The sequence below is a fragment of the Paraburkholderia gardini genome, from assembly GCF_907164575.1.
Taxonomy (GTDB): Bacteria; Pseudomonadota; Gammaproteobacteria; order Burkholderiales; family Burkholderiaceae; genus Paraburkholderia; species Paraburkholderia gardini.
The window spans coordinates 215,414-228,660 of the sequence record NZ_CAJQYY010000001.1 but is presented as its reverse complement, the minus strand read 5'-3'; the positions used below and the strand labels follow the sequence as shown (position 1 = coordinate 228,660).

The window sequence follows — 13,247 nt, the reverse complement described above, 5'->3', positions numbered from 1 at the left end:
ACGTCCGGCGGCCTCTCCCGCACACAGGCGTCGCGTCCAGGCCACATCTGGCAAACCCGTGTTTCCATTCAGAAAATGCCGCGGCGAGCCGTTAAAGACGCTGATGAGTGGTCAGGCGATGCAATATGCGCCTCCCGGGTCGCCGCGCGGCGGTTAAAATCGCAGCACGGCAAGCGGCGCCTGGATTTCCCGGCGACCTGCGCGACCCTGCTGCTGAGGTCCACGGTTACACAACATCGGCACGGCGGGCAGATACCCTCGAGGACACGCCCCGGCGCCGGCAGGCTGCAACGCATGACCCTGTCGCATTAAACAGTCAGACGGATCGAACGGATCAAGCAGATCAACACGCCGATGAACAGGACAACCTTGCGCCAGCTAACCGGGCCGGTCAGTTTCATGCTGATCGTGCTTGCATGCTGGCTCGCCGCCGGCGTGATCGCGGACCGGATGGTACAGCAAGAACTGAACGCGGCCATGCGGGCGCAGCAGCAAATGTCCCTCTCGATCGTCGACAATATGGCCGAAGTGATCGCGAGCGATCTCGCCATGTCACGCGCCATTCCAGCCACGATGGCCGAACTGGGTGTGATCCAGCACGCGCTGACGCAAACGCAGAATTATGCCGCGAACAGCGCCAGCGCGGAACCCGCTCACCGCGACGAACTGCTGCGGATGCCCGAGCTGGCGGCCGTCAGCAGCTTCCTGCATGACGCGCAAGGCTTCTCCGGTCTCGACTCCATCTGGCTCGTCAACGCGAACGGCCTGTGCGTCGCGTCGAGCAACGCGCAGAACGGACAGAGTTTTGTCGGCATCGACATGCGCTCGCGCGGTTATCTGGCCAACACGTTGCTCGGCGCGTTCGCCGAAGCGTACGGCGTCGGGCGGGCGAGCGGCGAGCCGGGCATCTTCATCTCGGCACCGGTCTACGACGACGGTGTACTGGTCGGCGCGGTCGCCGCCAAGGTCGGCATCGCCCGGCTGCGTCACTGGGTCGCGCACGCCGGCACCTTCGTCGCCGACGACAACGGCGTCATCATCATGGCGCACAACAGCGCGCTCGAAGGCCGCGCGCTGCCCCACTCGCGCGTCACGCAGATGCCGGTCGCCGCGCGCATGAGCATCTATCGCCGCGACGCTTTCCCCGAAATCGAAATTCGCGACGCCAGCCACAACGTGTATCAGCAGGCGCCGTGGTTCCCCGAATCGCAGGCGGCGAAGCTCGTCGAGATGCCGGAATATCGCGATCCATCGCTCTACCAGTCGCGCATTGGCCTGAATTCCGGACTGTCCGCGCATCTGGTCGACCCGCTCACCGCGTATCCGGAACTCGTGCGCAATCACAAGCGCGACCGCCTGCTGGTGTTTCTGACGCTGGCCGGCACCGCGGCGCTCGCATGGGTGATCGCGGTTTCGTATATGCGCGAGCGGCGCCATCATCGCGCGACGCGCGATCTGGCCGAGCAGCTGCAATCGGCGAACACGTTGCTGTCCGCCGAAGCACGCCACGACGCGCTGACGGGCGCCCTCTCGCGACGCTATTTCCTCGATCTGCTGCGCCGCGAGATCGACGGTGCACGCGCGGCGCGCGAGCCGCTGTGCGTGGCGATCGCCGATCTCGACCACTTCAAGCAGATCAACGACCGCTTCGGCCACGCAGCGGGCGACCGCGCGCTCGAACATTTCGTCGATACCTGCCGCATGGAACTGCGCGGTGGCGATTCGACCGGCCGGCTGGGCGGCGAGGAATTCGGCATCCTGCTGCCGGCTACGTCGCTCGCGGCGGGGCTCGAAGTGGTGGAACGGCTGCGCAAGCGGCTGAAGGCGGCGCCTTCCACGAAGCTGCCTTCGTCGGCGGCATTGAGCGTGAGCATCGGCATTACCGAGCTGTCGCCGGAAGACCTGCCGGAGCGCATCATGAGCCGCGCCGACCTCGCGCTGTACGCAGCCAAGTCAGGCGGACGCGACCGCAGCGAAGCCGTTCCGCCCGACGACACCGCGCCGCCCGCGCGCGCGGCGGCGTCGGTGTGGTGAGCGCCTTTGCGCGCGCGGGCGCATGAACTGAAGCGCCCGCGGAATTCCCCTGAAGGAAGCAGGTATCATCAACCTTCACAGGAAGGTTGTTGCCACTGTTTACCGGGAGAGTCGCATGAAGGGAAATCTGGTCATCGTCTGTCGCGATCAGGATGCTGTCGCGTTCGACCAGCTGCTGGCCGAATATGGCTCATTCCAGACCAGGCTGTCATCGACCACCTGGTATCTGAAGCTCGAGGTCGCGCCGGAAGTGATTCAGGAGGAAATTCTCGCGCGGCTCGGCAAGTACACCACGCATTACATCTTCGAGGCGGAAACGGTCACCTGGAATACGGTCGACAGCGACGCCGCTACCGCCCTCAACACGCTTTTCGCCGAGTAGGCAGCGCCAGAACAGGAACGCGCCAGCGGCCCGAAGACCGCTGGCGCGTTGCCTCGCACTGCCTTGATCCGCTCCGGGCCAGGGGCGTTGGCGGGGCCTATCGTCCCCAGGCCGATTCCGTTATTTTCGACGTGGCGCGCGGCAGCACATCGAAAGCGAAGCTCATCTGCACACGCAGACCACGCCCTTCGTGGTTGCCGATGTCCCACTCTCCGCCCGCCCTGCGCACCAGCCGCTCGACAATCGCGAGGCCAAGCCCGCTGTGACCGTTGCCGCCACGCGCCGGATCGAGCCGCACGAACGGCCGGCTTGCGTTGATCAGATCGTGCGCGGCAATACCGCCGCCGCTGTCATGCACCGACAACGTGAAGCCAGCCGACGTGCGCGCCGTTTCGACGACGATCGGCGGCGCGCCATACGCGTGCGCGTTGTCGAGCAGATTGGACAGGATCCGGTCGAGCGTCGCGGCCGGCAGGCGGAAGCCCGGGCCCGCGTTCAGCACCGTCTGCACGGCCGATGCGCCGGCTGCGACCGCGCGGTAGGTACGCACCACGCGCTCGCATTGCGTATCGACTTCGACCGCTTCGCTGCGATCGGCGCCGTCATGCGCGAAAACCAGAAACTGGTCGACGATATGCGCCATCGAATCGACGTCGCGCACCACGCCATCGCGCACCTTGGCTTCGTCCATCAGTTCGGCGCGCAGGCGCAGCCGCGCGAGCGGCGTCTTCAGATCGTGCGCGACGCCCGCCAGCATCACGGCGCGGTCGTTCTCCGTGCTCGCGACTTCCTGAACCATCTGGTTGAAGCCGCGTGTGAGCTGCCGCAGTTCGCGCGGTCCGCGCTCCCGCACGGGCGGCACCGGCAGCCCGCGTCCGAACCGCGCGACGGCCTGCGCGAGCGAGCGCAACGGCTGCTGCAACTGCCACGCGGCAAAGAGCGCGGCCATCACGCCCGCCGAAAAGATGGTGATGAGCCACCAGACGGTCCGGTCGAGCGAACGCGGCGGCCTGAGCGGCTGCACGGGCACGACGATCCAGCTATGGTCGCTGGCCGAGCGCACCCACAGCGTGGGCGGCTTGCCGGGCATGCCCACGCGCACCTGGGTGCCGGCGGGCATGCGGTCCTGCACGTCGTCGAGAAAGCGCTGCAACCCGGGCGGCACGCCCGCGTTTGCGGCGGGCACGTCCGGGCTCGCGGGATCGACGAGCCGCACGCGCGAAGGCAGCGGCTGATCCGGCGAGCGCGCGACGTGCTGGCGCACCGCCTCGACGAGGAAGGTGGCTTCTTCGACCGCGTAACGCGCCTGCAACTGGTTGCGATCGAGGCGCATCAACGCGTACCACGCGAAATGCGAGATCAGCAGCACACTGACGACCAGCAACGCCAGCCGTCCAAACAGCGAATCAGCTGGCCGGTGCATGTTGCTCGCCGTCGGGCACGAACACGTAGCCGCGGCCACGTACGGTCTGGATGAAGCGCGGCGTGGCCGGGTCGGTTTCCAGAATGCGGCGCAGACGCCATACCTGCACGTCGATACCGCGGTCGGTACCGTCGTATTCCGGGCCGTGCAGCAGTTCGAGCAGGCGCTCGCGCGTGAGCGTGCGCATCGGATGGTTCACGAAGATCTTGAGCAACGCGAATTCGCTGCCCGACAGTGTGAGCGGCCGGCTGTCCTGGTTCAGCGTGCGCGACTGGAAGTCGAGCGTGAAGCGGCCGAACGTGAACGGCTCGCGCTGCTCCGGAGCGGCCGCCGAAGGCAGCGTGCGGCGGCGGCGCAGCACCGCCTGCACGCGGGCCAGCAGCTCGCGCGGATTAAACGGCTTGCCGAGGTAGTCGTCCGCGCCCAGTTCGAGACCGACGATGCGATCCACGTCGTCCGCACGGGCGGTCAGCATGATGACGGGGATGTCGTCGCCCGAAGCGCGCAGCTTGCGCAGCGCCGTCAGCCCGTCGACGCCCGGCATCATCAGGTCGAGCACGATCAGGTCCGGCCGCTCGCGTTCGAGCCGGCGTTCGAGAGAGCCGGCATCGTGTAGCACCGAGACTTCGATGCCCTGCCGGGCCAGATAGTCGCGCAGAAGATCGCGCAGTTCGACGTCGTCATCGACGACCAGAATTTGAGTAGCCATGGGACGAAGTTTAACGCGCGCACCCTCCCGTTTTCGACACAAACATCCCGCAAAGGGTTACTGGGTGTTACCGCGAAAGGCGCACGTAATGTCGTGTAATGGCAACGATGGCGCGTGTAACACGCCGCGGGCCGGGCGCCTCTACGCTGTGTCTAACCGAATGCGGGCCGTTTCACTCTCTCGTGATCACGCGCTCGCACCGTCGGCCTGGATCAACATAAAGGAGTCGCTCCATGTCTACAAAAACTTCACGCTTTCTCGCCGTTGCCGCTTCGTCTCTCGCACTGAGCCTTGGCGTCGCCTATGCTGCCCAGCCGGGCGGCGCCATGGGTGGCCCCGGCGGCTGGCACGGCCACTTCATGAAGGAACTGAGCCAGCTGCACAGCCAGTTGAACCTGAACGCGGATCAGGAGAAACAATGGCAGGCCGCGCTCGACACGATGAAGCAGACGCGCGAAGCCGAACGTGCGAATCATGAGCAGATGAAGCAGCAGTTCAAGTCGATGCAGCAGCAACCGATTCTCGACCTGAACGCGATGCACGCTGCCCATCAGAAGATCGAGCAGCAGGACGCGCAACTGCGCGAGCAGAGCGCAACCGCATGGCTCACGTTCTACAACGGCCTGAACGACCAGCAAAAGACGACCGTCAGTACCGCGCTCAAGCAACGTTTCGCGAAGATGGAACAACGCCACGAGAAGATGCATGAGCGTTGGGAACACCATCGTGGCGCGGCGCCGGGCGCGGCTTCGGCGGTCAAGCCTTAAGCGGCAGGCACCACGCCACCGTTGCTCCCGCAGGCGGCACACGCTGCCTGCGGGAAATACAAAAACGCCACGGATGAAAATTTCCGTGGCGTTTCTTTTCGCGACGTTACCGCGCGAAGGTTTTCACCCGCACGCGCGGCCTGTGACGCCGGCTTCAGCCCAGATCGAACAGCAGCACTTCGGCCTGATTGCCCTTTTCGAGCGTTACCGTGTCGACGTCGGCGAGCATCGCCGCATCGCCGGCCGCGAGCGCTTCGCCATTGACCGTCACGCCGCCGCGCGCAACCTGCACATAGACACGCCGTCCTGCCGGCACCTTGTAGTCAGCACGCTCGGCGCCGTCGAACAGCCCGGCGTGAATCGATGCATCCGAATGGATCGTCACCGAACCGTCGCGTCCATCGGGCGAAGCGACGACGCGCAGACGGCCACGTTTGTCCGCATCGTCGAAGTGTTTCTCTTCGTAGCCGGGCGCGTCGCCGCGTCGGGCCGGCAGCACCCAGATCTGCAGCAGATGCAGCGCATCTTCCTTCGATGCGTTGAACTCGCTGTGCATGACGCCCGTGCCGGCGCTCATCCGCTGGACGTCGCCGGGGCGGATCGTTGAACCGTTGCCCATGCTGTCCTTGTGCGCGAGCGCGCCCTGCAGCACGTACGTGACGATCTCCATGTCGCGATGGCCGTGCGCGCCGAATCCTTCACCAGGTCCGATCACGTCTTCGTTGATGACGCGCAGCGGGCCGAACTGCATATGGTCCGGATCGTGGTAGTCGGCAAACGAAAAGCTGTGATACGAGTCGAGCCAGCCGTGGTTGGCGTGACCGCGCTCGTCCGAGCGGCGAATCTGCAGCATGTCGATCTCCTGTCAATATTGAGCGATGCACAGAATGTAGGGGCGCGCAGCCGAAAGGACAATCCGCACCCGCGCACTGCATCGTTTCGCCAGTGACGCCAATCTGATCCCGATCGCGGGCCGCACGACGCGGGCATGCCCGACCAGGGGCGAAGCCCGGGTGGCGCGCGCCGGCTGTTCGGGTAAAATACCGCGCTTTTCGGTCGGACGGACTTGTGCCGCACGCCCTCGCGCCTTCCGCCATGTCTCCCATCACTCGAACGGGCGACCCGTAGGGACCTGCGACGGGCCTGCGCGGCAATTTTGTCCGCCTAGAATAGCGACGGCGAACCAGACACGGTGACCGCTGGCCGCTGGCCCGATAACGGTCAACGGCGGCGGTCGGGAAACCAGCGGAAAGCGGCCACGGGAGACCGGGCCGGTACCAATGGGCCGGACGGGGTTCTGGTTATACAGTCGGAAAAAGCGCTGCTTCGCCGGCGAAGACATGGCAGGTAACCCGCACAAGGGGGAACGCCTGACGTGTCTCGCGGCCCCGGATCCGGGGCACGGCGAGGCAGTCACGAATCGCACAGCGGCCCGCTGTGCGTTGGGCGTCTCGCCGGATCGACGGATCCACCGGCAACGGGATGCACGGCGCGCGCGGAACCGCGTCTTTCGCGGCGTCGAGACGCGTCGTCAAGGACTTATATGTTTCTTTCAGGCTACGGCCCCATCATCCTTGCCGGCACCTGGCAGACCGTCAAACTGGCGGTGTTGTCGCTGGTATTCGCCTTTCTCCTCGGCCTGATCGGCGCGGGGGCGAAACTGTCGAAGAACCGTGTGTCGCACGGCATCGGCACGCTGTATACGACGCTCATACGCGGCGTGCCCGATCTCGTGCTGATGCTGCTGCTCTTCTACAGCATCCAGATCTGGCTGAACAACCTCACCGACCTGATCGGCTGGGACCAGATCGACATCGATCCGTTCGTAGCCGGCGTGATCGTGCTGGGCTTCATCTACGGCGCGTACTTCACCGAGACCTTCCGCGGCGCGTTCCTCTCCGTGCCGCGCGGCCAGCTCGAAGCGGGCTCGGCCTACGGCATGAGCGCCTGGCAGGTGTTCTCGCGGATCATGTTCCCGCAGATGATGCGCTTCGCGCTACCCGGCATCGGCAATAACTGGCAGGTGATGGTCAAGGCCACGGCGCTGGTGTCGATCATCGGTCTCGCCGACGTCGTCAAGGCTTCGCAGGATGCCGGCAAAGGCACGCTGCGATTCTTTTTCTTCACCCTGCTGGCGGGCGCCATCTATCTCGTCATCACCACCGTCTCGAACTTTGTGCTGATGTACCTCGAAAAACGTTACTCGACCGGTGTGCGAAAGGCGGACCTATGATCGGGCTGATCCAGGAATACTGGCGCAACTACCTCTTCACCGACGGCTATCGTTTCACCGGTCTCGCGATCACGATGTGGCTGCTGGTCGTGTCGATCGGCCTCGGCTTCTGCCTGTCGATCCCGCTCGCGGTCGCGCGCGTGTCGAAGAAGAAGTGGCTGTCGCGCCTGGTGTGGCTGTATACATACGTGTTTCGCGGCACGCCGCTGTACGTGCAGCTGCTGCTCTGCTACACGGGCCTCTACAGCCTCGAATTCATCCATTCGCACGAACTCACCGACGCGTTCTTCCGCAACGGCATGAACTGCACGCTGCTCGCGTTCACGCTGAACACCTGCGCGTACACCACCGAAATCTTCGCGGGCGCGATCAAGGCCACGCCATACGGCGAAATCGAGGCGGCCCGGGCGTACGGCATGTCGCCGTTCACCCTGTATCGCCGCGTGATCCTGCCTTCGGCGCTGCGTCGCGCGCTGCCGTACTACAGCAACGAAGTGATCCTGATGCTGCACGCGACGACCGTCGCGTTCACCGCGACCGTGCCGGACATCCTCAAGATCGCGCGGGACGTCAACTCGGCCACGTACCAGTCGTTCGGCGCGTTCGGCATTGCCGCCCTGCTCTACCTCGCCATTTCCTTCACGCTCGTGTGGCTGTTCCGCCGCGCCGAGCACCGCTGGCTCGCCTATCTGCGGCCGCAGGGCAAGTAAGCCCGACGACGGAAGACACAGATGAAAACCAGCAAACAGAAGCTCTTCGTCGATGAGCTCCACAAGCAGTACGGCGACAACGAAGTCCTGAAGGGCGTCTCGCTGCAGGCGAACGCAGGCGATGTGATCAGCGTGATCGGCTCGTCCGGTTCGGGCAAGAGCACGATGCTTCGCTGCATCAACTTCCTCGAACAGCCGAACGCGGGCCGCATCTTCGTCGACGGCGAGGAAGTGCGTACCGTGAAGGACATCCGCAGCGGGGCATTGCGCGTCGCCGATCCAAAGCAGTTGCAGCGCGTGCGTACCCGGCTTTCGATGGTGTTCCAGCACTTCAACCTGTGGTCGCACATGTCGGTGCTCGAGAACGTCACCGAGGCGCCCGTGAATGTGCTCGGCCTGCCGCGCCGGGAAGCCGAGGAGCGGGCGCGTCAGTACCTCGAGAAGGTCGGGCTCGCGCCGCGTGTCGAGAAACAGTATCCGTCGCATCTGTCGGGCGGCCAGCAGCAGCGTGTGGCGATCGCCCGTGCGCTGGCGATGCATCCCGATGTGATGCTGTTCGACGAACCGACCTCGGCGCTCGACCCGGAACTCGTCGGCGAAGTGCTGAAGGTGATGCAGACGCTCGCGGAAGAAGGCCGCACGATGATCGTCGTCACCCACGAGATGGCGTTCGCGCGCAACGTGTCGAACCACGTGATGTTCCTGCATCAGGGGCGTGTGGAGGAAGAAGGCCACCCGGACGAAGTCTTCAAGAATACGAAGAGCGAACGCCTCAAGCAGTTCCTCTCGGGCAGTCTCAAGTAAGCACGACGGATCTGTAGTTTATGTAGTTTTACAAGGCGCTTTCAGCGCCTTGTTTTATTTCGGTTACCTGCACGTTGAATGCGCGGCTTTTCCCAGAATGTGTGCAAAAACAGCCCGCTTTTGCCCTACTCCTGACGATTTCAGACGTCAATAGTGGCAATCCTTGACTTCATGCGTTATGAACCGTGATTCCCTTGTCGCACAAGGGTTTGAGCGTGTTTTAGAGCATTGTTGCCGAAGTGGTGGGCACAGACGTATTGCAATTTGGCGACACCTCTTTGGGAGACGTCGATTTTCTTCGCCACGTAGGGGTATTTTTGCTAAATTAGTAACCAAAGTAGCAAAACAAAGTTCGATAAAAGTAGTTTCACTTCATAAGACGCACAGGAGATACCGGTCGACGAGGGATCGGGCATGACGCAAAGATGGCCATACCAAGGCCGCAGCGTCATCAACATACGACCTCGGCCGCACAACTCTCTGGTACGGATTTCTGTTCGGCGCCTCTGGCGTCCGGACACCATTCGCAGTACTGGGTTTACTTTTTGACAGGGTATGGAGGAGAAGATGAAGAAAGTTTTGCTCGCGGCATCGCTGCTGACGTTCGGCATGGCAGCACAGGCACAGAGCAGCGTCACGCTGTATGGGCGTCTGGATGCCGGTCTTGAGTACATGAGCGGCGTGCCGCAAGGCACCGGTGCAAATGGTCAGGCAACTGGCAGCACCAACCGTTTCCGCGCGGAAAGCGGCGACTGGGGTACCAGCCTGTGGGGCATGAAGGGTGTTGAGGACATCGGTGGCGGCAACAAGGTTCTCTTCCAGCTGGAAGGCTCCTTCAACACGATGAACGGCACGGGCCCTGGCGGCGGCGGTCTCTTCAATCGCTGGGCAACGGTCGGTATGTCGAACAACCAGTTCGGTACGCTGCTGCTGGGTCGCGAACTCTTCATCTCGAACGGCGTGTGGGACTTTGACCCGTTCGGTCAGTCGAACTGGTCGTCGGCGTCGCTGGTGCGTGGCCGCAACTGGCCGCAATCGAGCAACAACATTTCGTACCAGTCGCCGAAGGTCGCGGGCTTTGACTTCTATGGTCAATACGCGCTGTCGAACGCAACGAGCTGGAACGGTAACGGCACCACCCCGCAAGGTCGCGAAGGTGGCGCACAGATCACGTACACGAACGCACTGTTCCAGATTCGCGGTTTGTACGATGAAATCCGCAACCCGGCAAACGGCTCGCTGTACGGCCCGAACCTGACTGGCGTCAATACCCTCAACACGGGCAACGGCGTGTTCGCAGCATCGCGCGAATACTCGGCTCTCTTGAACGTGTTCCTCGGCCAGTTCAAGGTCCAGGCTGCATACCAGGCTATCCGCTCGTCGGGTGCTGAAGGTGTTCTGCCGGGTCAACCGACGACGCTCGATCACGAATGGGGCGGTGTGACGTGGCAAGCAACGCCGGCAGCTGCGCTGATCGCAGCGGTCTACCACGTGAACGGCAACAACGGCGCAGGCAACGCGACGATCTACACGATCGGCGGCTCGTACAACCTGTCGAAGCGCACGCTGCTGGACATCCAGATCGCAACGACGCAAAACAGCAAGGGTGCTAACTACGGCCTGAATGCGAACAACGCCGGTACGGCTACCAGCACGGACAATCCGCTGCCGGGTCACAGCCAGTCGGGCGTGTATGCAGGTATTCAACACTCGTTCTAATCGAACGGTGTAATCAGAACAGTTAAAGAGAAGTTTTCACGCTGCTGCGAGAGGCGCGTATCGGTGCGGTACCTGAAAGGGTATCGCACCGTTTTTTATTTCTGGCGCGCGTATAAAAAAAGCACCGGCGTGGTGCAACGCCAGTGCTCTCTTCCAGCCGTCAGTCTTCTGGATCCACCTCAAACCGCTGCTTCGTTTTCCTCGCCGGTGCGAATCCGGATCACGCGCTCGACTTCCGCCACGAAGATCTTGCCGTCGCCGATCTTGCCCGTGCGTGCCGCGCCGATGATCGCGTCGATCACCTGATCGCACTGATCATTCGCCACCACCACTTCGATCTTCACCTTCGGCAGGAAATCGACCACGTATTCCGCGCCGCGATACAGCTCGGTGTGGCCCTTCTGACGGCCGAAGCCTTTGACTTCCGTGACGGTCAGCCCGGTCAGCCCGACTTCGGCCAGCGCTTCGCGCACTTCGTCGAGCTTGAACGGTTTGATGACTGCGGTGATGCGTTTCATGGCGTGCCTCGTCCAGATCGAAAGATTGAAAAAACTGAAAATGGAATGAATGCTTTTGATTCTACGCCGCGCCAGACCGGTTGCGAGTAGTCCGGCGCCGCGCGCGCGATCTCATTCCACCGGTTCCGTATAGCGCGACGTGACCGGATAGCGCCAGTCGCGACCGAACGCACGATGCGTGACGCGAATGCCGATCGGCGCCTGACGCCGCTTGTATTCGTTGATCTTGATGAGGCGCGTGACGCGCCTGACGTCGTCCACCGCGTAGCCCGCCGCGACGATTTCCGCGAGCGAGCGGTCCTCTTCCATGTACATGCCCATGATCGCGTCGAGCACGTCGTATTCCGGCAGGCTGTCCTGGTCGGTCTGGTTCTCGCGCAGTTCGGCCGAAGGCGCGCGCGTGAGAATCCGCTCCGGGATGATGTCCTGCCGCGCGAACGTCGTCGCGGCATTGCGGTAGTGGCACAAGCGATAGACGAGCGTCTTGGCGATGTCCTTGATGACCGCGAAGCCGCCGGCCATGTCGCCATAGAGCGTGCAGTAGCCCACCGCCATCTCGCTCTTGTTGCCCGTCGTCAGCACGATCGAGCCGAACTTGTTCGAGAGCGCCATCAGCAACGTGCCGCGAATGCGGGCCTGGATGTTTTCCTCGGTGGCGTCTTCGGCGCGGCCGGCGAATTCATCGGAGAGCGACGTGCGAAACGCGTCGAACATCGGCGCGATCGCGATCTCGTCGTAGCGTACGCCGACGCGCCGGGCCATCTCGGCGGCGTCGGTCGTGGAGATGTCGGCCGTGTAGCGCGACGGCATCATCACCGCGCGCACGCGCTCGGCGCCGAGCGCGTCGCAAGCGACCGCGAGCACCAGCGCCGAGTCGACGCCGCCCGACAGCCCGATAAGCGCGCCAGGAAAGCCGTTCTTGTCGATGTAGTCGCGCACGCCCATCACGAGCGCCGCGTACACCTGCGCTTCGACGGAAAGCTCCGGCGCGATTGTGGACGGCAGCGGCACCGCGCCGTCGAATTCGACGATCGGGCACGTCTCCTCGAACTGCGCGAACTTCGCGACCAGCTCGCCCTTGCCATCGAGAACAAACGAGCCGCCGTCGAACACCAGTTCGTCCTGCGCGCCGACCATATTCACGTAGACCATCGGCAGGCCGGTCTCGCGGATGCGCGCACGCAGGATGTCGACGCGCACCGCTTCCTTGTTGAGGTGATACGGCGAGCCGTTTGGAATCAGCAGCACCTGCGCGCCCGCGGCCTTCGCGATCTGCGCGGCCGACGCATGCCAGACATCCTCGCAGATCACGACGCCGTATTTCACGCCGTCGAGCTCGAACACGAACGGCTGCGGATCGGTGGCGAAATAGCGCTTCTCGTCGAAGACTTCCGTGTTCGGCAGATCCTGCTTGCGATACGTGCCGACGATCTCGCCATCGACAATGAGCGATGCCGCGTTGAACGTATCGACCGGCGGCACGCCGCGCTCAATCGGCGCGTTTGCATTACCATGGCCGTTCGCCGTGTCGCGATACGGATGGCCGACCACCACGTGAAGGCCCGTGAAAGGCTTCAGCTGCGCGGCCAGATCCGCGAGCGCAGCGGCGCTCGCGGTATAGAACGCCGGACGCAGCAACAGGTCTTCAGGCGGGTAACCGGAGAGTGCGAGTTCCGGCGCGACCAGCAGCTTCGCACCATCGTTGTGCGCTGTGCGCGCCGCGTCGACGATTTTGGCGACGTTGCCGGCGAAGTCGCCGACGGTGACATTGAGTTGGGCTAGAGCGATTCGGGTCTTCATGACAGAGCGTGAAAGGCGGGCCTTGAGCCTCGCGACGACGGCAGCAACAGGGGTTCGAAGCAACGGACAAAACGAAGGCCGGCATCAAACCCGGCGCAATCACGGACGACGCGGCGCACCTCGTGCATCCCGACGTCGAACAGAGTGG

At 63.5% G+C, this 13,247-nt stretch carries 12 protein-coding genes; 7 read left to right on the top strand and 5 right to left on the bottom strand.

Features of this window, described 5'->3' with window-relative positions:
• Positions 1 to 354 precede the first annotated feature (354 nt).
• Together LPA34_RS01015 and LPA34_RS01010 are read left to right on the top strand one after the other, a co-directional pair.
• Entirely contained in the window at positions 355 to 2,034 is a 1,680-nt protein-coding gene (locus LPA34_RS01015) for a sensor domain-containing diguanylate cyclase (protein WP_228973973.1), read from the top strand.
• 115 nt (positions 2,035 to 2,149) lie between these two features.
• Complete coding sequence (locus tag LPA34_RS01010; RefSeq protein WP_228973970.1) at positions 2,150 to 2,416, top strand: double-stranded DNA-specific endonuclease; 267 nt, start codon at positions 2,150 to 2,152, stop codon at positions 2,414 to 2,416.
• Positions 2,417 to 2,513: 97 nt separating this feature from the next.
• Here the strand turns inward: LPA34_RS01010 and LPA34_RS01005 are convergent, their stop codons facing one another.
• Positions 2,514 to 3,839: an ATP-binding protein gene (locus tag LPA34_RS01005; RefSeq protein ID WP_228973968.1), complete on the bottom strand. Its 1,326-nt coding sequence runs from the start codon at positions 3,837 to 3,839 to the stop codon at positions 2,514 to 2,516.
• The gene (locus LPA34_RS01000; RefSeq protein ID WP_228973966.1) at positions 3,823 to 4,548 is read right to left on the bottom strand and encodes a response regulator; all 726 of its coding nucleotides are present in this window, start codon (positions 4,546 to 4,548) and stop codon (positions 3,823 to 3,825) included. Before LPA34_RS01000 ends, LPA34_RS01005 begins: the two co-directional genes overlap by 17 nt.
• Before the next feature lie 233 nt (positions 4,549 to 4,781).
• Between LPA34_RS01000 and LPA34_RS00995 the strand changes: the two genes are divergently transcribed.
• Entirely contained in the window at positions 4,782 to 5,315 is a 534-nt protein-coding gene (locus LPA34_RS00995) for a Spy/CpxP family protein refolding chaperone (protein ID WP_228973963.1), read from the top strand.
• A gap of 154 nt (positions 5,316 to 5,469) precedes the next feature.
• Here the strand turns inward: LPA34_RS00995 and LPA34_RS00990 are convergent, their stop codons facing one another.
• The gene (locus LPA34_RS00990; RefSeq protein WP_228973961.1) at positions 5,470 to 6,168 is read right to left on the bottom strand and encodes a pirin family protein; all 699 of its coding nucleotides are present in this window, start codon (positions 6,166 to 6,168) and stop codon (positions 5,470 to 5,472) included.
• A gap of 690 nt (positions 6,169 to 6,858) precedes the next feature.
• Here LPA34_RS00990 and LPA34_RS00985 point away from each other — a divergent pair.
• The 4 genes from LPA34_RS00985 (at position 6,859) to LPA34_RS00970 (ending at position 10,781) form a co-directional block, all read left to right on the top strand.
• Positions 6,859 to 7,548, top strand: coding sequence for an ABC transporter permease (locus LPA34_RS00985; protein ID WP_228973959.1), 690 nt, complete (start codon positions 6,859 to 6,861; stop codon positions 7,546 to 7,548).
• A complete protein-coding gene (locus tag LPA34_RS00980) occupies positions 7,545 to 8,258 on the top strand; it encodes an ABC transporter permease (RefSeq protein ID WP_228973956.1) in 714 nt (237 codons plus the stop codon). Before LPA34_RS00985 ends, LPA34_RS00980 begins: the two co-directional genes overlap by 4 nt.
• Before the next feature lie 21 nt (positions 8,259 to 8,279).
• Positions 8,280 to 9,062 (top strand): ABC transporter ATP-binding protein, encoded by a 783-nt coding sequence (locus LPA34_RS00975; RefSeq protein ID WP_228973955.1) that lies wholly within the window; start codon positions 8,280 to 8,282, stop codon positions 9,060 to 9,062.
• A 567-nt stretch (positions 9,063 to 9,629) separates the two neighbouring features.
• On the top strand, positions 9,630 to 10,781 hold the full coding sequence (locus tag LPA34_RS00970) for a porin (protein ID WP_228973954.1): 1,152 nt from the start codon (positions 9,630 to 9,632) through the stop codon (positions 10,779 to 10,781).
• 179 nt (positions 10,782 to 10,960) lie between these two features.
• Here the strand turns inward: LPA34_RS00970 and glnK are convergent, their stop codons facing one another.
• Positions 10,961 to 11,299 (bottom strand): P-II family nitrogen regulator, encoded by a 339-nt coding sequence (glnK, locus tag LPA34_RS00965; RefSeq protein WP_074265470.1) that lies wholly within the window; start codon positions 11,297 to 11,299, stop codon positions 10,961 to 10,963.
• 111 nt (positions 11,300 to 11,410) lie between these two features.
• Complete coding sequence (locus LPA34_RS00960) at positions 11,411 to 13,099, bottom strand: NAD+ synthase (protein WP_228973952.1); 1,689 nt, start codon at positions 13,097 to 13,099, stop codon at positions 11,411 to 11,413.
• Between the last annotated feature and the right edge of the window lie 148 nt (positions 13,100 to 13,247).